Here is a 25,020-nt window from a genome sequence, read left to right as displayed (position 1 = left end):
GACACCTCGGCTGAGGTCGGTGTGTCAGGCGTTCACCGGACACCCGGGGCGTGGTCGTCGGTATTTGTCCACTTTTTGGCCCGTACCGCGCTGATTGGCCACTTTTCTGTCTGTTTTCGGCGGGTGGCCGCTGCAATCATCTGTCGCGTGTCCGGCTACCAGTTCGATTTCTTCATCAGCTACGCCCGTCGGGGCACGGTGCAGCAGTGGCTGTTGAACCACTTCCTCCGAAAGCTGTCGGATTGTCTGGCCGACCAGCTCGCGCCGACGCCGAGGATCTACGTCGACCGGGAGATGCCGCGTGCGGTGCACTGGCCCTCCAGTCTGAGGCACGCCCTGAAGCGCAGCAAGATCATGATCCAGCTGCTGAACCCGCAGTACTTCACGTCACCGTGGTGCCTGGCTGAGTGGCACAACATGATGGAAAGGGAAAGGGTGCTGGGCCTGGCCAGTCTCGAGAAACCTCAGGGGCTGATCTACCCGATCCTGTACTCGGATTCGGACAACTTCCCGTTGGAGGGGAAGGTCCGGGGTTGGGTGAACTTCAAGGAATTCGCCTACCCGGACCCCGTCTACCAGCAGACCGCCGATTTCGTGCGGTTCCACCACGCGGTGAACAAGATGGCCGCCGACCTCGTGGCGCTGGTGCAGCAAGTGCCTCCTTGGCAAGAAGACTGGCCGGACGTGGATCCGCCTGATCCCGTGCTGGCCCCGACACCGCCGCTGCCGAGGTTCTGATGACCACAGGGACCGTCATCACCTTCTACTCCTACAAGGGCGGTGTCGGGCGGAGTTTCACGCTGGCCAACATCGCCGTGCTGCTGGCCCGGTGGGGATACCGCGTGCTCACGGTCGACTGGGACCTCGAAGCACCCGGCCTGCACCACTACTTCAAGCCGGTGATGGTCGAGCAGCCCAAGGGTGGCGTCATCGACCTCGCCCACGACTTCCTCGCCGGAGCGGAGAGCCCGCAACCGCACGCGGTGCGACTCGACGTCGAAGGAAACACACTCGCGCTGCTGGCTGCGGGCCGTGACGACGACTCGTACACGAACCGGATGCAGCGCATCGACTGGGAGGACCTCTACCGGCGGGGGTTCGCGGATTTCTTGGAGCGCTGCCGGGCGGAGTGGACCGCGGACTACGACTTCGTGCTGATCGACAGCCGGACCGGTGTCTCGGACATCGCGGGCATCTGCACCGCGCAACTGCCCGACCGGCTGGCCGTCCTGTTCACCGCCAACGAGCAGAACCTGAAGGACATCGTGGACGTCGTGCGTCGCGCCGACAGCGCGCGCGACCGCATGCCCTACGACCGGCCACGACACCTCGTCCTCCCGATCTTGTCCCGGCTGGACGACTCGGTGGAGTACGAGCGGGCAGAGCAGTGGCGGCGCAAGTGCGCGGAGGTCGTCGGGCCGCTGTTCCGCAACTGGCTGGTCAAGAACGTGGCGGAGGACCAGATGCTGCGGCACCTCACGCTGCCGTACATCCCGTTCTGGAGCTTCGGCGAGCAGTTGTCGGTGCTGCAGGAGCGTCCTCCGGCGGCGGGTCAGGTCTCGTTCGCGCTGGAGACGGTGGCGGCGGTGATCGCGCAGCAGTTCGACCGCACCGACGTGCTGGACGACAACCGGGATGCCTACGTGGCATCGGCGCGTGATCGGAAGCAGGATTTCGATCTGGACCTGCTGGTGTCCAGCCCGCGGTCGGCGTTGCGCATCGCGGATCGGTTGGTGAAGGAGCTGCGCGGCTTCGGCGTGCGAGTCGAGCGGTCATCGTCCGGTGATCTGGAGATGCTGGACAAGGCCAGTGAGTTGGCCGAGCACCTGTGCCTGGTGGTGGACAAGCAGTTGAGCCGGTGGCAGGTCACCGAGGTGGAGCGGTTCCTGCGGCACACCATCGGGCCGGACGGGGGACAGCGGCGGCTGTTCTGCGTGTTGACCGACGGCACCGACCCCGAGGACCTGCCCGGGTTCCTGCGCAACCTGCGTCACCTGCGGTTCGGGCCGGGTGTGGCGCGGGATCTCCACGACATGATCACCGGCACGCCGGCCGGTGACCTGGACCCGGACCTCGATGCCCTGCGGAACGCGGCGGCCGCGCTGCGGGCCGTGCCGGACCGGCTGTCGTCCGTGGGGCGGTTGTCGCTGGTCGAAGAGACCGTGCACGGCATGGCGACCGCGCTCGACAACGGCGACTTGGCGACGTTGCGTGACTTCGCGGTCGACCTCGGCGTGCTGTCCAGGTCGCACGGGGACAACGGCCGGGTCATCGCGTCCCAAGGCCTGCTGGCCGACATCAACACCCTCCTCGAACGGATCGACCGTCGGATCGACGCGTCCACCCACTGAAAGGCGGCGCCATGCCGGAGAAGTTCGGGAACGACGAACGAGCAGCGCTGATCGTGCTCATGCTGGAGAACCGGGACGTGCCCAACGTGGAGCTCGACCGGGAGCTCAAGGTGAGGCTGACCAGGGACGGCCGCGAGAGGCTGAACGACATCGGTCTCCTCGAGTCGTGGAAGGAGAAGAACCGGATCTGGCACCGGATCACCGATGAGGGGATCTCCTGGTGCATGGACGACCTGGCTTCAGGGGAGCCGCCGACCAAGTCCGGTCCGCTGTCGCGGGCGCACTTCGCGGTGTTGCAGCTCTTCATCCGCTACCACCAGCGACGGAACACCCTGGCAGAGGTGATCCGGGACGGTGCGGACCTGGAGTCGGTGATCCGGGCCGCGTACTCGGAGCTGTCGGTCAAGCCGCAGGACTGGGTGCGGTTGGCGAAGCTGCGCCCCAAGCTCAACGGCGCGGAGAAGAACGAGGTGGACGCGGTGCTCCTGGAGATGGTGAAGACCGGCACGGTGCACCTGGCTCCCGACTCCAACCGCAAGGTGTTGACCGACGCCGACCACGCCGCCGCGCTCCGGGTCGCCGGCGAGGACAACCACCTGGTGGCGATCGAGGAATCATGAGCGAGCAACAGCGCAAGGCACTGGCCGCTCTCCGCTTCAACTCCGCCGAGACGCCCGACGACGTCTGGGAGACCTCGCCGTCGCACGTGGACGGCTTGCATCCCAGGGCGGAGGCGCGGATCCGGGCCGGTATCGCGGACGCGGCCGCCAGCACCGGACCCAGCCCCATCGGCTTGGTGCTCCAGGGACGCAAGGGAGTCGGCAAAACGCACCTGCTCGGCTCGGTCCGCCGCATGGTGCAGCGCAAAGGCGGCTACTTCTTCCTGGTCGAGCTGACCACGGGGCAGGAGTTCTGGAACGACGTCGCCGAGGCGATGCGCAGCGAGCTGCGCCGGAGCACGGACGACGGCGAACTTCAGCTCACCGCGCTGCTGCGGCAGCTGTGCCAGGCAGGGAAGGTGCCCGCGGAGGTGGCAGCGGCGGTCCGCGGCGAGCAGGAGTTGACCCCGCAGGACCTGACCACCTTCCTCGTCCACCTGCGCGGGGTGAACGCCCGGATCGCGGTCGAGTGCGCGGACACCATCCGAGCCTTGGCGCTCTACGCGTCCGAGCACGCCGATGTCGGCTTGGCCTACCTGCAAGGGGTGGCGGACGCGGACGGCGACTGGGGATTGCCACCCAAGTCGAAACCGGCGCAGACGCTGGTGCGGGACATCTCGCGCGTGCTGGCGCTGACCGGTCCGTGCGTCATCGCCGTCGACCAGTTGGACACCCTGGTCAACCTCGATCAAGGGATTCTCGGAGAGAAGGTGAAGAACACGGAGCTGAGGGGGGAACTCGCGCTCATCTCCGACGGGTTGATGAAGCTCCGGGAGAAGACCCGGCGGACGCTGTCGATCGTGGCGTGCCTGCCCAATACCTGGAAGATGCTGCACGACATCGCGAGCGACACCGTCACCGACCGGTTCACCGAGATCCCGTTCCTCGGCTCGATCGTGAACCCGGAGATCGGCCGGACGCTGGTGGAGAAGTGGCTCGGAGTGGTCTACCAGCGCATCGAGTTCACCCCGCCCCACCCGACCTGGCCCGTGTCGCCGGAAGCGTTCGGGGGGCAATGGGCGGTCACGTTGACCCCTCGCGTGCTGCTGAAGCGCATCCACGCGCACGCCGAGGCGTGCCTGCACGCCGAGATCCGGGAGCTGACGTCCTTCGACGAGACGCCTGACGAGCCCCGCCCCCCGGTGGACGTCGGGGTGGAGCCGGACTACTTCCAGGGGTTCGATGCCGAGTTCGAGCGGTTGCGGGAGAAGGCGGAGGTCTCTGCTGCGGCGCTGCAACGGCACAACGAGGACAAGGTGATGCCGGCGCTGCTGTCGGCGGGCTTGAAGTCGTGGATCAACGAGGTCGGCAACGACGACTTGGCGTGGCAGGCGGAACAGCTCCAGGGCGGGAGCGACGTGCACGCCTGGTTGCGCCGCACCGTGGACGAGGACCTCGACACCGACGAGCGCTGGGGTTTCCGACTCATCGCCAGCGCGCAGGGGAACTCCGTGCTCAACCGGATGCGGAAGGTGCGGGATGCGGCGCGGTTCGGGGCGCAGAACCGGCACCTGGTGCTGCTCCGCAACGGCAACGGGGGGTGGACCGGCAAGGTGACCAGGACCGAGGTCGCCGGGTTGGAGCAGGCCGGTGGTCGGTGGGTGGAGATCTCGGACGACGACTTGCGCACGTTCAGCGCGTTGAAGGAGATGTTGTCCACGCAGACGCACCAGTTGCTGGCCTGGTTGGTGGCGCGCAAACCCGCCAGCCGCACGACGTTCCTGCGGGAGGTGCTGCCCAATCCGGGGCGGTCGGCGGCTGGGCACCAGGAGACGCGCCCGCCGCCGGCGCGAGCGGAACCGGCGTCGCCGACGGAGATCGTGCTCGGCATGGACGGTGAGGTGCGGATCGAGCTCGAGTCACTGCGCAAGCACGCCATCGTGTTCGCGGGTTCCGGCAGCGGCAAGACGGTGCTGCTCCGGCGGATCGTCGAGGAGTGCGCCCTGCGGGGGGTGTCGGCGATCGTGCTGGACCCGAACAACGACCTGGCGCGGTTGGGTGACGCGTGGCCCGAGGCGCCGGGCGAGTGGTTGGCCGGGGACGCCGCGGTGGCGGCCGAGTACCTGGAGCACACCGAGGTGGTGGTGTGGACGCCCGGCCGGGCCGGTGGGCGTCCGCTCAGCTTCCACCCGTTGCCGGACTTCGCCGAGGTGCGCGGGGACGTCGACGAGTTCACCGCGTCGGTCGAGGCGGCGGTGGCGCGGCTCGTGCCGCACGCCGGGGTCGGTGGTGGGTCGAAGACCGCCGTGCGCGGACGGGCCGTGCTGCGGGAGGCGTTGACGCACTACGCCCGGTCGGACGGGCGGGACCTGGCGGCGTTCATCGAGGTGCTGGCCGACCTGCCGGACGGGGTGAGCACGCTGAGCACGGCCCGTGCGACGGCGGCGGACCTGGCGGAGACGTTGCGGGCCGCGATGGTCAACGACCCGCTGCTCGGCGGGGCGGGCGAGCCGACCGACCCGGCGCTGCTGCTCACCCCGACGCCGGGCAAGCGGGCGCGGATCTCGGTGATCAGCTTCGTCGGGTTGCCCGCGGAGGAGCAGAAGCAGGGGTTCGTCAGCCAGCTCCAGCTCGAGGTGTTCGCCTGGGTCAAGCGCAACCCGGCGGTGGACCGGCCGCTCGGCGGCCTCGTCGTGATGGACGAGGCGCAGACGATCGCGCCGTCCGGCGGGTGGACGGCGAGCACGCAGAGCACGATCCTGCTGGCCTCGCAGGCCCGCAAGTACGGGCTCGGCCTGCTGTTCGCCACCCAGGCGCCGAAGGGCGTGCACAACCAGGTCGTCGGCAACGCCACGACGCAGTTCTTCGGCAGGTTGAACAGCCCGGCGCAGATCGCGGCGGCGACCGAGATGGCCCGGGCCAAGGGCAGCTCGGTCGAGGACATCTCCAGGCTGGAACGCGGCCGGTTCTACGTCACCGGCGAGGCGTTCGGCTTCCGCCGGATGCGGACGCCGCTGTGCCTGAGCCACCACCCGCCCAGCCCGCTGCGGCTGGAGGAAGTGCTGGAACGGGCGCGCGACGGCCGGCGGTGACGAAGCGCTCCCCGCCCTCGACGAGGACGGGGAGCGCTTCGACGTGCGCGGTCAGCCGACGGTCGAGGCCAGCACCGACTCGATCCGCTGCCACAGCGCGTCGAACAGGTCCTCCCGGCGGTAGGTGCGCGGCGCGGCGCCGCCGCCCAGCACCGAGAAGTCGTGCACCTCCAGCACGGCCGCGCCCGCGCCGGTGTCGTAGACCGGGCGCGCCCAGCCGTTGGTGAGGGCGCTGCCGTCCCGCTTGCCCACGACGAAGTTCACCGTCTCGTCGCCGCCGATGCCGCCGCGCTGGATGTCCAGCGCGTACACGGTGTCACCGGCCCGCTCGACCCGCACGGCGATCCGCAGGTCGGCGACGTGCGCGGTGCCCGCGAACCCGCGCCGCGCCAGCCCCGGCAGCGCCGCGGCGAACTGCTCGCCCAGGTAGCGCAGCGTCGCGTCCTGCTCGGCGTAGCGGCTGAACGTGGCCGGCACGACCGGCTCCGGCTCCTCCGCCACCGGCGTGACGTCCTTGATCCCGGTCACCACGTCGGCGACCTGCGCGCGAGCCGACCCGACCGCCTCGGCCGCCTCGATCCGGGCCACCAGCGCCTCGGTGAGCCGGTCCGACCGCGTGCCGCGCACGTAGGCCACGTGCGGGTGCAGCAGGTCCGGCGGCACGGTCACGTCGCCCAGCAGCACCGGCAGCACGTGCTCGTCCCCGGCCTTGACCGCGCGCAACGCGGCCGTGGTGAAGTCGTCCACCTCGGCCACGAACGGGACGAAGAACCGCACCCGCGCGGCCGGCAGGTCACCGCCTTCCTTGTGCGCCCACCACTCGTGGGTCTGCTCCGGCCCGTGCAGCACGGTCAGGCCGCGCTGCCGGAACGCCTCGACCACCTCCTCGACCGCGGAGCGCTGCTCCTCGGCGAACGACACGGCGACGTCGTACTCGCTCACAACCAACCTCCCTGTCCACGCCGGCGCGGTGCCGGCCCGGTCCGTCGCGCACAGCATCGGGACCGCGTGTCGACCAGAAGTGGACGAAGAGTGGATGCGCCGGTGTCGCCCGTCCGCCGCACCGGCGGGAAACGGGCAACACCTGGTCAGCCGCGACGGGCTGGTGAAACATTGTCGGTACGGGCGGAATGAATTCGGAAAACGGCCCGTGAATACATTCACCGATTCGTCTTGGAGGACAGTCGTGTCCATTTTCAGGTCAGGTTTCGCAGCCAAGGCCGGTTTCTCGCTGGCCGTGGTGGGCGCGGTGGTCGCGGTGTTCGCGTCGGGTGGTGGCGCGGCCGCCTCGTCGTTCGAGGAGTGCCCGCCGCCGGTCACCACCACGGTCACCGTCGGGCCCGACGGCAACCCGTGGTACGGGTGAGGAGCACAAATGCGCCCGGCCGGCCGCGGAATTCCCGCGGTCGGTCGGGCGATTGCGCCGGATCGGGCGCGGTGGTGTACTCGGACGTCGGCCGGACCAGGAGGCTCAGGTGACCGGATCGTTTGGTGAATTACTCCGCGAGTGCCGCGTGGCCGCCGGTCTGTCGATCGGGCAGCTGGCCAAGCGCGTGCACTACAGCAAAGGCCACCTCAGCAAGGTCGAGAACGACCTGAAGCTGCCGCACGACACCATGGCGCGGCTGTGCGACAGCGTGCTGGACGCGGGCGGCAGCCTCATCGAGGCGGCCCGGGCGGCCCGGGACCAGGCCGTCGAGCGGGCCGCCGGGGCCGGGCTCACGCTCGACCGCCGCCAGGTGCTGGTCGCCGGCACCGGCACGGTGCTCGGGATGGCGCTCGCGGGCGGACCGCGGCCCGCGCCGGACGAGCGGGTGGTGGCGGGGATGCGGACCTCGTTCGAGCACCTGCGTTCCCTGGGCATGCAGACGAGTCCCGTCGTGGTCCTCGAACCGCTGGTGGCCCTGCTGCGCACGGTGCACGCGCTGGCGCACGAGAACCCCGAGCCGGTCCGGTCCCGGCTGCTGCTGCTCGCCGCGCGGATCGCCGAGTACACGGGGTGGATGAACCAGGAGGTGGGTGACGAGCAGCGCGCGCTGTCGTGGACCCGGCACGCCTCCGAGCTGGCGCGCGCGGGCGGCGACCGGGAGATCGTGAGCTACGCGTTCGTCCGGGAGGCCGGGCTCGCGCTCTACCGGCAGGACGCGGTCGGGACGATCGAGCTGGCCCGGCGGGCGCAGGGCATCGACCGGGCGAGCGCGCGGACCCGGGGCCTGGCGGCGCGGCGGGAGGCGCAGGGTCACGCCCTGGCGGGTGACCTCGGGTCCTTCGACCGGGCGATGGACCGGGCCGCCGACCTCCTCGACCGGTCCACCGCGGACACCGGGGCGTACCCGGTGCTGGGCTCGACCGCGCCGGACCCGGCGGAGCTGGCCAGGGGCTGGTCGTTGTGCGACCTCGGCCGGACCGCCGAGTCGGCGACCGTGCTGGAGCGGGAGCTGGTCCGGTTGCCCGCCACGGCCCGCCGGTCCCGGGCCAGGTTCGGCACCCGCCGCTCGCTGGCCCTCGCGCTCGCCGGTGAGATCGACCAGAGTTGCGCGACGTTGGCGGGCACGCTGGACGACGTGGCGCACGTCGACTCGGCGACCGTGCGGGCGGACCTGCGGGAGCTGTCCCGGACGCTGGGCCGGTGGCACAACCACGGCGCGGTCCGGGAGGTCTACCCCGAGCTGCGGCGCGTGCTGCGGCAGCGGTACTGACCCGGTCCGGCGGGTCGCGGTGACGGGCGACCCGCCGGGACGGGCGTCAGCGGCACGCGCAGGTCAGGCTCGCGTGCTCGGCCCGCACCTCGTCCGCCTCGGGCTGGCCGAGCGCGCCGAACTCCGACTCGGCCGCGTCCCAGTGCTCGGCGGCCTTGGTGTGCTGCCCCAACGCGTGCAGCGCCCGGGCGACGCCGTGGTGGGCCCGGGCGCCGTGCCCGCGGTTCCCGGCTCCCATCGCCAGGTCCAGCGCCGCGCGGTAGGCCCGCAACGCGCCCGAGCGGTCGCCGCCGGCCTGCGCGGTCGCGGCCCGGTCGAGGAACAGGCGGGTGCGCAGGTCGGTGTTGGACACGTCGGCCGCCGCCACCCTGGCCCGCTCGTGGTGGTGCAGGGCTTCGGCCACCCTGCCCTGCGACCGGTGCACGTTGGCGGTGTAGTTCAGCGCGTAGGCCGCCAGGCAGTCGTCGCCCAGCTCGACGGCCAGGTCGTGCGCCTCCAGGTGGGCGTCGAGCGCCTCGTCGGCGAACCCCAGGCGCTGCTGCACCGTGCCGAGGTTGTTCAACGCGTGCGCCAAGCCCTGCCGGTGGTCGACCCGGCGCAGGAGCGGCACGGCGGCCCGGTGCCGGCGCAGCGCCGGTTCCAGGTCGCCGCGTTCCTCGTTCAGCACCCCGAGCATGCTCAACGCGTGCGCCTGACCACGCAGGTCACCGCACCGCTCGAACTTCTCCAGCGCGGCCTCGGCGTGCCCGATCGCCTCGGCGTGCCGGCCGAGCTGCATCTGGGAGATCGCGAGCAACACCAACGTGTCCGCCTCGCCCAGCACGTCGCCGAGTCCCCGCCACAGCGACAGGGCGCGGGTGGCCAGCTCCAGCGCGTCCTCCAACCGCCCGAGCCGGTCGTAGGCGGTGGCCAGGTGGAGCAGCACGTGCGCGCGGCCGTGCTCCTCGTCCGGCACGGCGCGCACGGTCGCCCAGGCCAGCTCCACCGTCTCGACCCAGTCCTCGAACCTGCTCGTGGTGTGGAAGTGGCGCCAGATCAGCACCGCCAGCCGCCACGCGTGGCCGGGCAACTCCCGCTCGGCGGCGCAGCGGATGGCGGCGACCAGGTTGTCCCGCTCGGCCGCGATCCAGGCGGTCGCGTCCCGCTTTCCCCTGAACGCGGGCACCACCCGGCTGGTGCGGTGCACCGCGGGCAGGTGCGCGCGGTCGAACGGGTAGGCCGCGCCCACCGCTTCGGCGAGTCCGACCAGGTAGAAGTCGAGCAGCCGCAGCAGGGCGTCCACGCGCTCGGCCGGCGTGCCCGGTGACGGCTCGGCCGCGGCGAACTCCTTGAGCGGGTCCAGCATCCGGTACCGCTCCGGCGCCACTTCCTCCAGCAGGCACACCTCGTGCAGGTCGTCGAGCAGCGCGCGGACGCCGGGCACGTCCCGGGCGGCCAGCGCCGCCGCGCCCGCCACGTCCAGGTCGGGTCCGGGCAGGTGGCCGAACAGCCGGAACAGCTCCCGCTGCGCCACGTCGAGCTGGAGGTACGACACCCGCACCGCGGCGCCGTCCGCGCCGTCGCCGTCCGCGGGCCACGGCCCGCTCTCCTCCAACTGCCGCAGCAGGTGTTCCAACGGCCACCGGTCGTGCCGGCGGAACACCGCCGCGGCCACCCGGATCTGCATCGGCATGTACCCGCACCGCTTGACCACCCCGGCCACCTCGGCCGACCTGGCGTGCACCCGCTGCGCGCCGGCCAGCGTGCGGAACAGCGCGAACGCGTCGTCGGGCGGCAGCTCCAGCAGCCGCAGGTGCGCGCCGGTGTCCGGCTCGCCGACCCGCCTGCTGGTCACGATCGCGAAGCAGCCCGCCTCCTCCGGCAGCAGCGACCGCACCTGCTCCGGCGAGTGCGCGTTGTCCAGCACCACCAACGTCCGCGTGCCGTACAGCTCCGTCTGGTAGAGGGTGAACTTCCGGTTCACCGACGCCGGGATCTGCTCGGGCGGCACGCCCAGCTCGCCCAGGAGCTGGTCGAGCGCGTCCGACACCGTCGTCGGGGAAACGTTCGGCGTGTACCCGTTGAGCCGCACCAGCAGCTGCCCGTCCGGGAACCGGTGGCGCAGCCGGTGCGCCGCCTCCACGGCCAACCCGGTCTTGCCCACGCCGGGCCCACCGCTCACCCACACCGCGCGCCGCTCGCCCGGTGACCCGGCCGCCGCCTCGATCGCCGCCAGCTCCGCGTCACGACCGGTGAACCCGCCCTCCCGCGACGGCAGCGAGCTGGTCGGCTCACCGCGTTCCGCGCGGGCGGCGAGCTTGCGCAGCTGCGGCCCCGGCTCCCAGCCCTGCTCCGCCAACGCGGCCTCGGTGGCGTGGAAGACCCGGCCCGCCTCGGTCCGGTCGCCGTTGGCGATCAACGCCCGCATGAGCAGCCCGGCGTGCTTCTGCCGGGCCGGGTCGGTGCGCACCACCGGCCGCAGCCGGTCCCGCACCGACCGGTGATCGCCCGCGTCCAGCTCCAGCTCGGACAGGTCCCCGACCGCGTCGTAGTAGCTGTCGTCCGGCGAGATCAGCTCGGTGCCGCCGACCCGGTCGTGGTCGATGTCCTCCAGGAACCGGCCGCGCCACAGGTCGACGGCCGCGCGTAACAGCGCGATCGCCAGCCGGGGGTCCCGCGCCCGCGCCGCCTCCGCCTCCGCGCGCAGCCGGTCGAACCGGACGGTGTCGATCAGGTCGTCGTCGACCCGCAGCAGGTAGCCGGTCGGCGTCGTCTCGATCGCCGCGTCCGTGCCCTGGAACGCCTTGCGCAGCTTGTTGATGTAGCCGCGCACGAGGTTGCGGCGGTCGGGGTTGCCACCCCACACGATCTCGGTCAACTTCTCGGTGGACACCGGCTTGTTCGCGTGCAGCAGGAGCACCACGAGGACGAACCGCTGCTGCTGGTCGCCCAGCGGCAATCGGGCACCTTCGTGCCACGCCTCCAGCGGACCCAGCATCCGAAATTCCACGCCGCCTCCCGGTTCGCGAGCTTCACGTCTACGGCGGATGTCGCACAAGGGGCCGTCCGTGTGTCGGAATCCGCCTCGGGTCCACCTTCGGTAGACAAGCACCGGCCACGCTCCGACCTGTCCGCAAAAGTTGTGCGAAGGAGGAGCTCGATGGTGTCCGACGTGCTGCCGTGCTACTTGGTGTGCGACGTGTCGCTCTCCATGACCGACCACCTCGGTGAGGTGAACGCGGGGTTGCGGGAGTTCCGGGGCGCGGTGCACGCCGACCCGTCGGTGGCCGCCCTGACCAGGGTCTGCGTGGTCGGGTTCGCCGCCGCGGCCACCGTGCTGCAACCGCTGCGACCGGCGGCGGAGCTGACCGAGCTGGACGCGTCCAGACCCCGCGCCGGGACCAACTTCGGCCCGGCGTTCGCGTTGTTGCGCGAGACCATCTCGGACGACGTGCGCGCCCTGGAAGCCGACCGCCTGCGCGTGCACCGCCCGGTCGTCTTCTTCGCCTCCGATGGCCGGCCGACCGACCGGTCCGCGTGGCCCGCGGCGTTCGCGGCGCTGGCCGACCCGGACTGGCCGTCCCGTCCGACCGTGGTCGCCTACGGCCTCGGCGCGGTAGACCGGGACACGCTCGACCGCATCGGCACGTCCCGCGTGTTCCTCGGCCAGGACGGCATCCGGCTGGGCACCGCGCTGGCGGTGTCGATGACCCGGACGGCACGGCGGACCGACCGCGTCTAGGCCATCCACGATCCGTCCACGCCCGGTCCACCCGCGGGACGCACCCTGCACCGCAGAACACCGTGGAGATCGACGGGGGTGAGCCGATGAACGCGTACGTGGACCTGGTCCGGGAGCTGAAGTCGCTCCGCAAGGGCCGCGGCGTGCTGGCCGGCCGGATCGGGGACCGGGTCGGCCCGACCCTGCGCGCGACCTGCGGGGTGACCGCGGGCGACGCGCCGGGCGCGATCCGGCGGAAGGTGTCCGCGAGGCTGGAGGAGCTGGCCGGGCGGCTGCCGGAGGACCTGCGCCTGGCCACGCGCGCGGCGTTCGCCATCGAGGACGAGGCCCGGCTGCCGCTCTACCAGGACCGCGTGTACTGGGCGGCGATCCGGCTGGACCGCGACCCGCGCACGATCCGCCGCCGGGTCGACGAGGCCATCAACCACCTCGCCGAGCTGGCCGCCGACGCGCCGCGCGACCGGCCGGGCGCGCGGTCGGGCGGGTGGCGCACCGCCGAGCTGCACGCCGTGCTGACGCTGGACGGGCCCGAGGTGATCGAGCGGCACCGGGTCGTCGCCGAGCGGGACGGGTTGCGCGAGCTGGCCCTGACCCCGCCGCTCCCGCTGGACCGGCCCGACGTGCGGGTGCTGTACGGCGGCACGCTGGTCGACCGCCACCGCCCGACCCTGGCCCTGCCGGCCCCGGTCGACCGCGACCACGCGCACGACTTCGCGATCCGCTACCGGCCGCCGGGCGAGCAGGTGTTGCGGGCGCACCTCGTCCACGTGCCGGAGCACCCGTGCGACCTGCTCGACCTGCGCGTCCGCTTCGGCCCCGCCCCGACCCCGGCGCGCGTGTGGGCGCTGGAAGGCGCCGATCCGCACGACGACCTGACCCGCGGGGGCGTCGCGCACCCGGTGGACCCGGCCGGTGAGGTCCACCTGCGGTTCCACCACCCCACCCCGGGGCTGGCCTACGGGGTGAGGTGGCGGGTGACCGGGGCGCCGGACCGCTAGAAGGTCAGGCCCCAGCTGGTGACGTACCCCGTGTCGTTGGCGACCGCGTCGCGCACGCGCAGCTTCCACGTGCCGTTGGCGGGCTCGGAGGAGGCGTCGACGGTGTAGGTGGTGATCACGTTGTCCGCGCTGTCGTTGTCGTTGCGCGGCTTGAGCGGGTAGACCGTGCCGTCCGGGGCGAGCAGGTCCACGACCAGGTCGCCCCGCCAGGTGTGGCGGATGTCGACGTCGACCTGGAGCGTGCCGGGCGCGTTGCCCGCGCAGTCGGTGACGGACAACGAGCTCGTCACGGCCGTGCCGGCGTCGGGGATGGTGACGTCGGTGGTGTTGCGGTACGGGCCGCAGGTCGGCGGCGGGGTGGTGCCGCCCAGGGTGTTGAGGAGCTTGTTCGGCGAACCGGCCCGGCCGTCGCCGATGGTGACCGTGCTGGCCCGCGCCACCAGGGCGTCGCGGACCTGCTGCGGTGTCGCGGACGGGTTGCCGGCCAGGTGCAGGGCGGCGGCGCCGGCGACGTGCGGCGCGGCCATCGAGGTGCCGGTCATGGTCCGGGTGCCGGTGTCGCTCTGGTGGCTCGCCGACACGATGCTCGTGCCCGGCGCCCAGATGTCCAGGCACGAGCCGTAGTTGGACGTCGAGCTGCGGGTGTCGGTGTTGGTGGTGTTCCCGACCGTGATCGCCTCGGGCAGCTTCGCCGGCGACGTCCGGCAGGCGTCGGTGCCCTGGTTGTTGCCCGACAGCGACCACACCACGCCGGACGCGATGGAGTTCTTGATCGCGTTCTCGACGCTGGGCGCGGAGCTGCCGAAGTAGAGGCTGAAGTTGGCCACGGCGGGCTTGACCGCGTTGCGGGTGACCCAGTCGATGCCGGCCAGGGTGTCCTCGGTGGTGGCGCTGTCGTTGCAGTCCAGCACGCGCACCGAAACGATCTTCACGCCCTTGGCCACCCCGTACGCGGAGCTGCCGATGGTGCCGGCGACGTGCGTGCCGTGGCCGAGGCAGTCGCTCGCGTCCGAATCGTCGTCGACGAAGTCGTAGCCGCTCTTGGCCCGCCCGCCGAACGACTGGTGGCTCATCCGCACCCCGCTGTCCACCACGTACGCGGTGACGTTCGAGGCGGTGGTGTCGTAGGTGTAGGACCCGCTCAGCGGCAGGGCGCGCTGGTCGACCCGGTCCAGGCCCCACGACGGCGGGTTCTGCTGGGTGTCCGACGCACGGCCCACGACCACCGGTTCGACGCGGCTCACGGCCGGGTCGGCGGCGAGCCGGGCGGCCTGCGCGCGGTCCAGCTCGACGGAGAACCCGCGCAGCGCCGAGTCGTAGACGCGGCGGACGCGCCCGGAGTACCTGCCGGCCAGGTCGGGCACGGCCGCGCGGTCGGTGGAGTCCTTGAGGACGACGATGTACCGGTCGGCGACCACTTGCGCGCCGACGGGAGGGGACAGGGGTTCGGCGTTCGCCGGCGTGCCCGCCGTGGTGAGCGCGGCGGTGACGCCCGCCGCCGCGACCGCGGTCACGAAGCGTGGTGAGATGCGCATGGTTCCTCCGAGACCGGCCCGGTGGCCGGTCCGTGCAGGGGTGGGGGAAGTCCCCGTGCGACCTGGTCGAGGCTGGCTCCCGGGGACGTGATGACCATGCACTTCGCGGTTCGCCGCGGACAATGCGCGCGGCGAACAGCGGGTATACCCAAACAACGGCCGACCCGGTCACCGCGAGTGGTGGTCGTGCCGTGACGTCGCGTTGTACGGTGCCGGGCATGCCCCGCGACACGAGGTCATCGCCTGCCGACGTGTTCGTGGGGCGGGACGTCGAGCTGGACGCGGTGGCGCGGGCCCTGCGCGACTCGCCGGCCGTGGTGCTGGTCGAGGGCGAGGCGGGCGTGGGCAAGACCCGCCTCGTGCGCGAACTGCTCGGCCACCGGGCCGTGGCGGGTCGGACCGTGCTGCTGGGACGGTGCCAGCCGCTGCGCGCGCCGCTGCCCTACGGGCCGGTGGTGGACGCCTTGCGGCACCTGCGCGAGGTGGTGGGCGCCGGCCCGTTGCCGCCGATCACCGGCGCGCTGCACCCGTTGTTGCCCGAGCTGGCGTCGCTGCTGCCGGAGCCGTTGCCGGGGGTGGACGCGGGCAGTGAGCGGCACCGGGTGTTCCGGGCCGTGCGCGAGCTGCTGGCCGTGCCGGGCCGCGCGGTGCTGGTGCTCGAAGACGTGCACTGGGCGGACGAGGGCACGCACGAGCTGCTGCGGTTCCTGGCCTGCCCGCCGCGCGAGGTCTCGCTCGTGCTGACCTGCCGGCGCGAGGACTTCCTGCCGCCGACGCACCTGGCCGACCTCGTGCTGCGGTTGACGCCGTTGAGCGCCGGGCACGTCCGCGAGCTGGCGTGCGCGCTGCTGCGCGTGCCGGACGTGCCCGAGGACGTCGCCGCCGAACTGCACCGCCGCACGGCCGGCATCCCGTTCGCGGTGGAGGAGGTGCTGCGCGAGGTGCGGGACGGCGCGGTGGACCTCGACAGCCTGCGGCCGGGCCCACCCGACCGGGTGCACGTGCCCGTGCTGCTGCGCGACACGATGGCCGACCACCTGGCCCGGCTCGGTCCGGCGGTCACCCGGGTCGTGCAGGCGGCGGCGGTGCTCGACGTGCCCGCCGCGGAGGACGTGCTCACCGCCGTGGCGGACCTGCCCGTGCGGGAGGCGGCCGACGCGCTGGTGACAGCGCTGCGCACGGGCGTGCTGCACGAGGTGTCGGCCGGCCGTTACGCGTTGCGGCACCCGTTGGCGCGGCAGGCGACCTACGCGCCGTTGCCCGGTCCGCGCCGGCGGTCGCTGCACGAGCGGGCCGCCGCCGCGCTCGCCGCGCTGCCGGACCCGCCGCTGGTCCAGCTCGCCCACCACCACCGCCACGCCGGGAACCCGGACGCGTGGGTCGGCTCGACGGCCGCCGCGTCCGAGCACGCCGTCCTCGTCGGCGACACCGCGCTCGCGGTGCAGCTGCTGGAGGACGCCCTCGCCGACCCGGACCTGCCGCGCGCGGCCAAGGACTCCTTCGCCGTGCGGCTGGGCAAGCTGGCCCTGCAGAGCGTCGTGCGCGACCACACCGTCCGACGCCTGCGCGAGGTGCTGGCCGACCGGGGGATGAGCCGGACGGCACGCGGTGAGGTGCGGCTCAACCTGGGCATCCTGCTGATCAACCAGGTCGGCTCGACCGCGGCGGGGCGAGCCGAGATCGAACGGGCCGTGCCCGACCTGAGCCGCCGTCCCGCGCTGGCCGCCCGCGGCATGGCGGCGTTGTCGCTGCCCTGCTTCGGACCCGGGCCGGTGGCCGAGCACCTGCGGTGGCTGGACGAGGCCGAGCGCGTGGTGGCGGGCAGCCGGGACGCCGAGCTGGTCGCCGCGGTGCGCGCGAACCGGGTGTCCACGCTGATGCAGATCGCCGATCCGTCCGCGTGGGACACGGTCGCCGCGCTGCCCGCGCACGCGGGCTCCGTGCGGGTGCGCCGCCAGCTCACCCGGACCTACCACAACCTGGCCGACGCGGCGACGTGGACCGGCCACTACGACCGGGCCCTGGAGTTCCTGGACCGGGGCAGGCACATGGTCGCGGACTCCGACGTGCCGTACCTGTCGCTGCTCAGCGACGGCACCCGGCTGCGCCTGCACGCGGCCACCGGGCGGTGGGACGGCCTGGAGGACGACGCGCGCCGGTTCGTGGAGCAGGCGGGCGACATGGCGTTCCTGGCCGTCGACGCGTGGTTGGCGCTGGGGTGGCTGGCGCTGGACCGCGGTGACGCGTCGGCGGCGGCGCGGTGGTTCGGCACGGCCCTCGCGGTCGCACCGGACAACGTGCCCGCGGTGGTGTCGGCGATGGCGGGCCGGGCCGCCGCGCACCTGCGGCGCGGTGAGACGGCGGCGGCGTGCCACGAGGCCGATCGCGCGGTGGCCCGGGTGCGCCGCAAGGACAACTGGGTGTGGGCGGCGGAGGTGGCGTGGCCCCTGGTGCGCGCCCGCGTCCGGACCGGTCGGGTGGCGGAGGCCGCCGCGTTCACCGACGCGTTCGCCGAGGGCATCGCGGGCCGGGACGCGCCGCTGGCGGCGGCCGGGCTGGAGCTGTGCCGGGGCGAGCTGGCCGACTCCCCGGAGGAGGCCGCGGACCGCTTCCACGCCGCCGCGCGCCGGTTCGCCGTCCTGCCGCGACCGCACGCCGCCGCCGTGGCGGACGAGCTGTCGGCGCACCACTGCGACCGGGCGGGCGACCGGGCCACCGCCGCGGACCGGGTGGCGGCCGCGATCGGCGCCTACCGGGACCTGGGCCTGGCGCACGACGTCCAGCGCGGTGAACGCGCGTCGCGCGCGTACCGGGGCGGCGTGCGGCCCGGCCGGCGCGGTTACGGGCGGGCGTTGTCCCCGCGCGAACGCGAGGTGGCCGCGCTGGTCGGCCGCGGGCTGACCAACCGCGAGATCGCCGAGGCGCTGTTCCTGTCCAGGCGCACGGTGGACAACCACGTCGCGCACGCGATGCGGAAGCTCGGCATCGCCTCCCGCACCGCGCTGCGCGGCGTGGGTCAGTCGAGCACGGCGAACGCCTCCACCTCGACCAGCACGTCCGGCTCGAACAGGTAGTCCACGCCGATCAGCGACGCGGGCGGGAACGGTCGGGGGATGCCCAACTCGTCGGCGACGGAGGTGATGCCCGCCAGGAAGGCGTCCATCTGGTCGGGGCTCCACCGCGTCACGAAGAACCGGAGCCGCACCACGTCGGTGAAGTCGGCCCCGGCGCCGGCCAGGCCGAGCGCGGTGTTGCGCAGCGCTTGCGCGACCTGGCCGGTGAGGTCGCCGGTCGCGACGGGGGCGCCCGCCGCGTCACGGGCGATCTGCCCGGCGACGTGCACGTGCCGCGTGCCCGTGCCGATCGAGACGTGGTGGTAGGGAACGGGCTGGAACATGCCCTCGGGGCTGAGCAGCTGCACGGTCACGTGACGTCCTTCATGCTGGTCGTGAGTGGTATCCAACGTCTACCTGGTGCACGAAGGGAACTTCAACGAGACTAGGTGTCGTGCAGGAAACCTCGCAGGCCGACCAGGTCGTGATCACCGCGCCGCACCGCGAACTGCTCGACCAGGTGCTCGACAAGTGGTCGCTCCAGGTCCTCGACAAGCTGTGCGGCCGGCCGTCGCGGTTCAACGAGCTGCGCCGCGAGATCCCCGTCGTGACGCAGAAGTCGCTGACCGCCACGCTGCGCCGGCTGGAGCGCAACGGGATGGTCGAACGCGTCGTCGTGGCCACGCGCCCGATCGCCGTCGAGTACCGCATCACGCCGCTCGGGACGACGTTGCAGGACCTCATCGACGCGTTGCTGCGCTGGAGCACGGCCAACATGGCCGACGTCGAACGGGCCCGCGCGCGGTTCGACGCCGAGGCGTGACCGGCCTCAGCCGTCCAGCAGCCCGCGCCGGTACGCGGCGGCCACGGCCGAGGCGCGGTCGGTGACCTCCAGCTTGGCGTAGATGTGCAACAGGTGCGTCTTCACGGTGGCTTCGCTGATGTAGAGCCGGGCGGCGGCCTCGCGGTTGGTCCGGCCCTCGGCGACGAGCGCGAGCACCTCGCGTTCCCGGGCGCTGAGCCGGGCCTCGCTCAGCGGGCGTCGCGGGCGGACGCGGGCGAGCAGCAGCGCGGCGACCGACGGCGCCAGCACGGTCTCGCCGCGCGCGGCGGCGCGCACGGCGCGGAACAGCTCCTCGCGGGGCGCGTCCTTGAGCAGGTAGCCGATGGCGCCCGCCTCGACGGCCGGCAGCACGTCCGAGTCGGTGTCGTGGGTGGTGAGCACGAGCACCCGGGTGGTCGGCACGCGCTCCAGCAGCGACCGGATCAGCGCACCGCCGCTCGGGTCGGGCAGCCGCAGGTCGGTCAGCACCACGTCCGGGCGGGCCGCCGCCACCACGGTCAGGGCCTCCGTCCCGGACGCCGCCTCGCCGACGACCTCCAGGTCCGGCTGCGTGCCGAGCATGCCGCGCAACCCGTCCCGCACCACCGGGTGGTCGTCCACGACCACCAGCCGCAACGACGTCACCCGTCCACCCCGATCACCGGGACGGTGACGCTGACCGCCGTGCCGGCGCCCGGCGCGGACTCGACGTCGACCTCGCCCGCCAACGCGCGCACCCGCTCCATCAACGCCGTGAGCCCGAAGCCGCCGGCCACCCCCGGCGTGAACCCGACCCCGTCGTCGCGCACGTCCAAGACGACCACGTCCTCCATGTAGGACAGTGTGACGTCCACGCGTCGCGCCCCGGCGTGCCGGCCCACGTTGGACAGCGCCTCCTGGGCCGCGCGCAGCACGGTCACCTCCACCTCCGAGTGCAACGGTTGCGGCGTCCCGGTCACGGTGAAGGCGGCCGGCACGCCGTACTGCTCCCGCCACGTCGTCACGGCCTGCCGCACGGCCTCACCGAGCCTGGCGCCCTGGAGCGGTCCGGGGCGCAGCGCCTCGATCGACCGGCGCACCTCCACCAGGCTGGTGCGCGCGAGGCCGCCCGCGATCTCCAGCCGGGCGCGCACCGGACCGGGCGGAACGGCGTGCTCGTCGATCGCCTCCAGCTGCGTGACGATCCCGGTCAGCCCCTGGGCCACGGTGTCGTGGATCTCCCGGGCCAACCGCGCGCGCTCGCCCGCGATCCCGGCGGCCCTGGCCTGCTCGACCAGCAGCCCGTGCAGCCGGGCGTTCTCCTCGGCCATGGCGACCAGCTCGGCGTTGGTCTCCCGGCGCCGGATCGCCTCCCGCTCCATGGCCCTGATCACGCCGCCGATCAGCGCGGCCAGCGGCGTGCCCACGGCGAGGTTGACCAGCGTCAGGCGCAGGTCCGTGCCGGGCGCCAGCAGCCACGGGACGTTCGCCGCGACCACGCCGAGGTACGCGGGCCACCCCGGCAGGGCGACGAACGCCAGCACGTAGCACATGGGGATGAACAGCTGGAAGGCGTCGTGGCGCTGCACCAGCACCGACGCGAACGCGAGCACGCCGACGAAGTACACCGCCATCGGCCACACCCGGCGGTCCCACCACTGCGGGTGCGCCACGACGAACCACCAGTGCCACCCGGCGAGTCCGGCGGCGATGCCGACCGTGACCGCCTGGTCCGGCCAGCCGCGCGAAGCGGTGGTCACCGCTATCGCGCAGGTGAGGAACAGCACGCCGAACGGGGCGAAACCCCACGCCTGGTTCCACCGCCGTTCCCGCAGCAGGCCCAGCCGTTCCTCCACCGTCGTCACCCCGCCATCTTCGCCGCCGCACGGCGATAAGTCAGGCGGCCCAACAACGCTTCCGCCGGCCCTCGCCTGCCCGCGCGCCCGAGCAGCGCCGCGAGCAGCAGCGAGACCAGCCACGTGCCGAGCGCGATGACGGAGAGCCCGGCGGTGCCGAGCGTCGCCCCGAGGCCGAGGGTGTAGGGCATCAGCAGCGCCACGAACACCACGGACTGGAACAGGTAGCAGCTCAACGAGTACCGGCCGCCGGTCTCCAGCAGGCGCACCACCGGTCCGCGCCGCGCACCGAGCCGTGCCGCCGCCAGCGCGATGAGCGCCGCGTACCCGAGCCCTCCCGCGACACCGGTCACCGCGTGCAGCGCCGCGACGCTCCACAGCGTGAGCGGCGCCGTCGGCTGCCAGAACCCGCCCGTCGCCAACGCGATCGGCACGCCACCGGCCACGGCGGCCGTCAACCCGAGCACGGAGGTGCGGACCAGCAGGGGACGGTGCGCGGCCGGGTCGGTGAGCACCCCGCGCCGGGCCGCCCACGTGCCGATCAGGGCCGCGCTGCCCACCCCGATCATCCCGAACGGGGTCAGCAACCACTCGGCGGGCCGCAGGGCCATCGCCGCGCCGAAGTCGGCGGTCTCGAAGGAGAAGAAGACGTGACGCGTGCCGTCCGGCGGCGTCAGCGACGACGCGCCCTGCACCACCGCCACGACGACCAGCCACAGGCCGGCGGCGACGAGCAGCTTGCGGTCCGAGGCACCCAGCCACCGCAGGACCAGGAACCCCAGGATGCCGTAGCTGAGGAGGATGTCACCCGGGAACAGCAGCACCACGTGCGCCGCGCCGAACGCGATGAGCCAGCGGTTGCGCCGCCGGAGCAGCCGCTTGGCCTCGCGGTCGTCCGCCCCGGCCGTGCGATGGCGCCGGTAGGAGAGGACGACGCCGTAGGCGAAGAGGGCGGCGAACATCGGGTACGCGCGCCCGCCGACGAAGGTCACGTTCAGCACGGCCGCGACCCGGTCGAGCAGGCCGTGCTCGACGATGTGCTGGCGCACGCCGTAAGGGCGGTCGTAGAGGTACACAACGGAGTTGGCCAAGGCGATCAGGGCGAGCATCGCACCGCGGGCCAGGTCGGGCGCGAGCGCCCGCTCCCCGACCGGGATCGGCCCCGCGGCGGCAGTCGTCTGGGTCATGGGCCAAGCCTCGCCGCGGTGGGGCGACCCCCGGATCGACGAGCCGGCTGACCCCGGGCGTCCACCTCGGACCGGCGCGGGTCAACCGATCGGTCGATGCGGTGCCCCGTCCGGTCAGGGGCGTTCGACAATTCGAAGAATCCGGGCGAATGCGCGTTCGATGAGGTGAAAGGCGGTTCCCGGTGACCGCCGGACATCCGCGGCCGGCTCGGTGGGTAAATGCGGGGAGTCGGGTGATTGACAAGGTCACAGGCGCGCCGCACAGTTTGGGAGCGCTCCCAATTCATCACCGTCGATGAGGAAACCTCTTATGAGACCGCGCCTCGCCGTGCTGCCCGCACTCGCCGCGCTCGTGGCCGCCCAAGTCGCGCTGACCGCCGGTGCCCCGGCGCACGCCGCCGATTCCGCCGTCACCGTCACGGTGAACACCAGGGCCGGGTTGGAGGTGGTGGACGAGGCCGCCACCGGCGTGAACCACGCGATCTGGGACACCCACCTGGGCAGTGACGCGGTCGCCGACCTGCTCAAGGACGCGGGTGTCAAGGCGATGCGCTACCCCGGCGGGTCCTACTCGGACATCTACCACTGGGCCGACCACACCGCGCCCGGCGGTTACGTGGCGCCGAACACCGACTTCGACACGTTCATGAGGGGCGTGCGGCGGGCCGGCGGTCAGGCGATCGTCACGGCCAACTACGGCACCGGCACGGCCGAAGAGGCGGCTGCCTGGGTGCGGTACGCCAACGTCGAGAAGCGCTACGGCGTGAAGTACTGGGAGATCGGCAACGAGAACTACGGCAACGGGCACTACGGCTCGGGCTGGGAAGCCGACCACCACCCGGACAAGAGCCCGACGTACTACGCCACCCTGGTCCGCGATTACGCCACCGCGATGAAGGCCGTCGACCCGACCATCAAGATCGGCGCGGTGCTGACCACGCCGGGCGAGTGGCCCGACGGCATCACGGCGGCGGGCGACTCCGCGTCGTGGAACGAGGTCGTGCTGTCCATCGCCGGTCCCGTGGTCGACTTCGGCATCATCCACTGGTACCCCAGCGGTGACACGGCGGCGCAGGTGCTGGCCAAGACCGACCGGGTGAAGGACCAGATCGCCCTGGTGCGCGAGCAGTCGCGCCGGCTCGCGGGCAAGGACCTGGGCATCGCGCTGACCGAGGTGAACACGTCGTTCGGGCGCAACACCCAGCCGGGCGCGCTGTTCGCCGCCGACGCCTACGCGACCATGATCGGCCACGGCGTGTTCAACGTGGACTGGTGGAACGTCCACAACGGCATCGGCCAGGTCCGCGAGATCGCGGGCCACACCGATTACGACGACTACGGCCTGCTCTCCAGCGGCGGCTGCAACGCCGAGGGGACGGTGTGCCAGCCCGCGCTGAACACGCCGTTCGCGCCGTACCACGGGATCGCCATGGTGTCGAAGTTCGCCCGGCCGGGCGACCAGCTGGTGACGGCCGCGTCCACCGACCCGCTGGTGCGCAGCCACGCGGCGCGGCGGACCGACGGCGGCCTGTCCGTGCTGCTGATCAACCAGGACCCCGACGCCGCCAGGACCGTGGACCTGCGGCTCGCCGGCTACACGGCCGCCGCCGGCGCGACCGTGCACACCTTCGCCAACGGCGACACCGGCATCACCACGGCCACCGGCTCGTCGTCCACCGTGACGCTGCCGCCTTACTCGATCACCACCGTGCTGCTCAAGCCGTCCGGTTCGGTGGGCGGCCCGGCCGCCCCCGCCCGCCCGGTCGCGGGTGGGATCACCGACCGCACGGCCGCGCTGTCCTGGCCCGCGCCGCCCGCGGGCGTCAAGTACGAGGTGCACCGGCGGGTCGACGGGGCGCACACCGAGCAGTGGGGCGAGACGACCGGCACCACGTTCACCGCGGCCAACCTCGTGCCCGGCACGGAGTACACGGTCAACCTCGTGGCGCGGGACAACGCGGGTCGGGTCTCCTGGTCCTCCCCACCGCTGACCTTCACCACCGGCACCCCGGCCACGTCCACGTGCGCGGTGACGTACAAGGAGAGCACCAACTGGGGCAACGGTTTCGTGGCCGACCTCCAGATCACCAACACGGGCACGCGACCGGCCGCCGGGTGGACGTTGACCTACACCTGGCCGACCACCTGGCAGCAGGTCTCCAGCGGCTGGAACGCCACCTGGTCGCAGGCCGGGACCAAGGTCACCGTCGGCAACACCGCCACGCTGGCGGCGGGCGAGTCGACCACGGCCGGGTTCGTGGGCGCGTACCAGGGCCCGAACGTGCACCCGGTGAAGTACTTCCTGAACGGCACGCTCTGCACCACCCGCTGACGTGACGCCGCCCCCGGTCCGCGCCGGGGGCGGCTCGCCGGTCGGGGTCACCCGGCGTCGCCGCGGCCGCGGTCGTCCAGCACCAGCGGTGCGCGGCCGGTGACGGTGTAGCGCACGTGGGTCACGTCCGGCGCGTGCAGGACCCTCGTCGGGGTCAGCTCGATGCCCTCCTTGTGGCCCAGGCCGAGGTCGGCGTCCAGCAGGCGCATGCCGGTGCCCAGGACGACCGGGACGATGTGCAGCTCCAGCTCGTCCAGCAGGCCGGCGGCCAGGACCTGGCGGACCAGCGTGCCGCCGCCCGCGACCGCGACGTCCTTGCCGCCCGCGACGGCCTTCGCCCGGGCCACGGCGCTCGCCACGCCGTCGGTGACGTAGGTGAAGCTGGTGCCGCCCCTGCGCTCGAGGGTCGGGCGCGGCCGGTTGGTCACCACGAAGACGGGTGCGCGGAACGGTGGCTCCTCGCCCCACGGCACCTCGCCGCCGTCGGCCATGCGCCGGCCCATCACGTACGCGCCGGCGGCCTCGAAGTTCTCCTGGATGACGTCGGAGTTGACGTCGCGCACGCCGCCCGCGATGCCCTGCCGCTCCCGCCACGCCATCGCGCTGATCGCCCAGCGGGTGATGCGGAAGAACGCCGCCGCCTCCGCCGACCCCAGCCAGTCGCCGTCGCCGTCGTGGCGCGGCCCGGCGTAGAAGCCGTCGAGGGACACCGACATCTGCGCGGTCACCTTGGTCATCGCTCTTCCTTCCTCCCGGCGACGCCCGACGGGGTCGCTCGGGAGGGGATCGGAGCCG

The 25,020-nt window shown here is 72.8% G+C and carries 19 protein-coding genes; 11 read left to right on the top strand and 8 right to left on the bottom strand.

Going from position 1 to position 25,020, the window contains the following annotated elements:
• Window positions 1–147 precede the first annotated feature (147 nt).
• The 4 genes from FHX81_RS15895 to FHX81_RS15880 are packed head-to-tail and all read left to right on the top strand — an operon-like array spanning window position 148 to window position 6,042.
• Window positions 148–738, top strand: coding sequence for a TIR domain-containing protein (locus FHX81_RS15895; protein WP_141978913.1), 591 nt, complete (start codon window positions 148–150; stop codon window positions 736–738).
• Complete coding sequence (locus tag FHX81_RS15890; protein ID WP_141978912.1) at window positions 738–2,351, top strand: tyrosine-protein kinase family protein; 1,614 nt, start codon at window positions 738–740, stop codon at window positions 2,349–2,351. The genes FHX81_RS15895 and FHX81_RS15890 overlap by 1 nt, the downstream gene beginning before the upstream one ends.
• A gap of 11 nt (window positions 2,352–2,362) precedes the next feature.
• Complete coding sequence (locus FHX81_RS15885; protein ID WP_141978911.1) at window positions 2,363–2,971, top strand: hypothetical protein; 609 nt, start codon at window positions 2,363–2,365, stop codon at window positions 2,969–2,971.
• Window positions 2,968–6,042 (top strand): ATP-binding protein, encoded by a 3,075-nt coding sequence (locus FHX81_RS15880; RefSeq protein ID WP_141978910.1) that lies wholly within the window; start codon window positions 2,968–2,970, stop codon window positions 6,040–6,042. Before FHX81_RS15885 ends, FHX81_RS15880 begins: the two co-directional genes overlap by 4 nt.
• 51 nt (window positions 6,043–6,093) lie before the next feature.
• Here FHX81_RS15880 and FHX81_RS15875 read toward each other — a convergent pair whose 3' ends face one another.
• Window positions 6,094–6,984, bottom strand: coding sequence for a TIR domain-containing protein (locus tag FHX81_RS15875; protein ID WP_141978909.1), 891 nt, complete (start codon window positions 6,982–6,984; stop codon window positions 6,094–6,096).
• Window positions 6,985–7,228: 244 nt separating this feature from the next.
• Between FHX81_RS15875 and FHX81_RS15870 the strand changes: the two genes are divergently transcribed.
• Together FHX81_RS15870 and FHX81_RS15865 are read left to right on the top strand one after the other, a co-directional pair.
• Window positions 7,229–7,408 carry a hypothetical protein gene (locus FHX81_RS15870; protein ID WP_141978908.1) on the top strand — a complete coding sequence of 60 codons (180 nt, stop codon included), beginning with the start codon at window positions 7,229–7,231 and terminating at the stop codon, window positions 7,406–7,408.
• A 109-nt stretch (window positions 7,409–7,517) separates the two neighbouring features.
• Entirely contained in the window at window positions 7,518–8,741 is a 1,224-nt protein-coding gene (locus FHX81_RS15865; protein WP_141978907.1) for a helix-turn-helix domain-containing protein, read from the top strand.
• A 46-nt stretch (window positions 8,742–8,787) separates the two neighbouring features.
• On the opposite strand, the gene FHX81_RS15860 is transcribed toward FHX81_RS15865, so the two are convergent.
• Window positions 8,788–11,718, bottom strand: coding sequence for an AfsR/SARP family transcriptional regulator (locus FHX81_RS15860; protein WP_141978906.1), 2,931 nt, complete (start codon window positions 11,716–11,718; stop codon window positions 8,788–8,790).
• 162 nt (window positions 11,719–11,880) lie between these two features.
• Here FHX81_RS15860 and FHX81_RS15855 point away from each other — a divergent pair, with 162 nt between their 5' ends.
• Together FHX81_RS15855 and FHX81_RS15850 are read left to right on the top strand one after the other, a co-directional pair.
• The gene (locus FHX81_RS15855) at window positions 11,881–12,462 is read left to right on the top strand and encodes a vWA domain-containing protein (RefSeq protein WP_141978905.1); all 582 of its coding nucleotides are present in this window, start codon (window positions 11,881–11,883) and stop codon (window positions 12,460–12,462) included.
• Window positions 12,463–12,548: 86 nt separating this feature from the next.
• Window positions 12,549–13,460, top strand: coding sequence for a hypothetical protein (locus tag FHX81_RS15850; RefSeq protein ID WP_246107838.1), 912 nt, complete (start codon window positions 12,549–12,551; stop codon window positions 13,458–13,460).
• On the opposite strand, the gene FHX81_RS15845 is transcribed toward FHX81_RS15850, so the two are convergent.
• Window positions 13,457–14,995: a S8 family peptidase gene (locus FHX81_RS15845; RefSeq protein WP_141978904.1), complete on the bottom strand. Its 1,539-nt coding sequence runs from the start codon at window positions 14,993–14,995 to the stop codon at window positions 13,457–13,459. The genes FHX81_RS15850 and FHX81_RS15845 overlap by 4 nt on opposite strands.
• Window positions 14,996–15,213: 218 nt before the next feature.
• Here FHX81_RS15845 and FHX81_RS15840 point away from each other — a divergent pair, with 218 nt between their 5' ends.
• Window positions 15,214–18,069, top strand: a complete 2,856-nt coding sequence (locus tag FHX81_RS15840) for an ATP-binding protein (protein WP_170232066.1) — start codon at window positions 15,214–15,216, stop codon at window positions 18,067–18,069.
• Here FHX81_RS15840 and FHX81_RS15835 read toward each other — a convergent pair.
• A complete protein-coding gene (locus FHX81_RS15835) occupies window positions 18,012–18,422 on the bottom strand; it encodes a RidA family protein (protein ID WP_141978902.1) in 411 nt (136 codons plus the stop codon). The genes FHX81_RS15840 and FHX81_RS15835 overlap by 58 nt on opposite strands.
• An 80-nt stretch (window positions 18,423–18,502) precedes the next feature.
• Between FHX81_RS15835 and FHX81_RS15830 the strand changes: the two genes are divergently transcribed.
• Complete coding sequence (locus FHX81_RS15830) at window positions 18,503–18,871, top strand: winged helix-turn-helix transcriptional regulator (protein ID WP_141978901.1); 369 nt, start codon at window positions 18,503–18,505, stop codon at window positions 18,869–18,871.
• Window positions 18,872–18,877: 6 nt separating this feature from the next.
• Here the strand turns inward: FHX81_RS15830 and FHX81_RS15825 are convergent, their stop codons facing one another.
• From FHX81_RS15825 to FHX81_RS15815, 3 genes are read right to left on the bottom strand one after another with little or no spacing between them, the layout of a single operon-like run.
• Complete coding sequence (locus tag FHX81_RS15825) at window positions 18,878–19,516, bottom strand: response regulator (RefSeq protein ID WP_141978900.1); 639 nt, start codon at window positions 19,514–19,516, stop codon at window positions 18,878–18,880.
• Window positions 19,513–20,715, bottom strand: coding sequence for a sensor histidine kinase (locus tag FHX81_RS15820; protein WP_141978899.1), 1,203 nt, complete (start codon window positions 20,713–20,715; stop codon window positions 19,513–19,515). The genes FHX81_RS15825 and FHX81_RS15820 overlap by 4 nt, the downstream gene beginning before the upstream one ends.
• Window positions 20,712–21,893 (bottom strand): DUF418 domain-containing protein, encoded by a 1,182-nt coding sequence (locus tag FHX81_RS15815; protein WP_141978898.1) that lies wholly within the window; start codon window positions 21,891–21,893, stop codon window positions 20,712–20,714. The genes FHX81_RS15820 and FHX81_RS15815 overlap by 4 nt, the downstream gene beginning before the upstream one ends.
• A 310-nt stretch (window positions 21,894–22,203) precedes the next feature.
• On the opposite strand from FHX81_RS15815, the gene FHX81_RS15810 reads away from it, so the two are divergent.
• Complete coding sequence (locus FHX81_RS15810; RefSeq protein ID WP_141978897.1) at window positions 22,204–24,225, top strand: cellulose binding domain-containing protein; 2,022 nt, start codon at window positions 22,204–22,206, stop codon at window positions 24,223–24,225.
• Window positions 24,226–24,272: 47 nt separating this feature from the next.
• Here FHX81_RS15810 and FHX81_RS15805 read toward each other — a convergent pair whose 3' ends face one another.
• A complete protein-coding gene (locus FHX81_RS15805; protein WP_141978896.1) occupies window positions 24,273–24,962 on the bottom strand; it encodes a dihydrofolate reductase family protein in 690 nt (229 codons plus the stop codon).
• Between the last annotated feature and the right edge of the window lie 58 nt (window positions 24,963–25,020).

It is taken from the genome of Saccharothrix saharensis (genome assembly GCF_006716745.1).
Taxonomy (GTDB): domain Bacteria; phylum Actinomycetota; class Actinomycetes; order Mycobacteriales; family Pseudonocardiaceae; genus Actinosynnema; species Actinosynnema saharense.
This window is presented reverse-complemented; position numbering and strand designations above follow the sequence as displayed.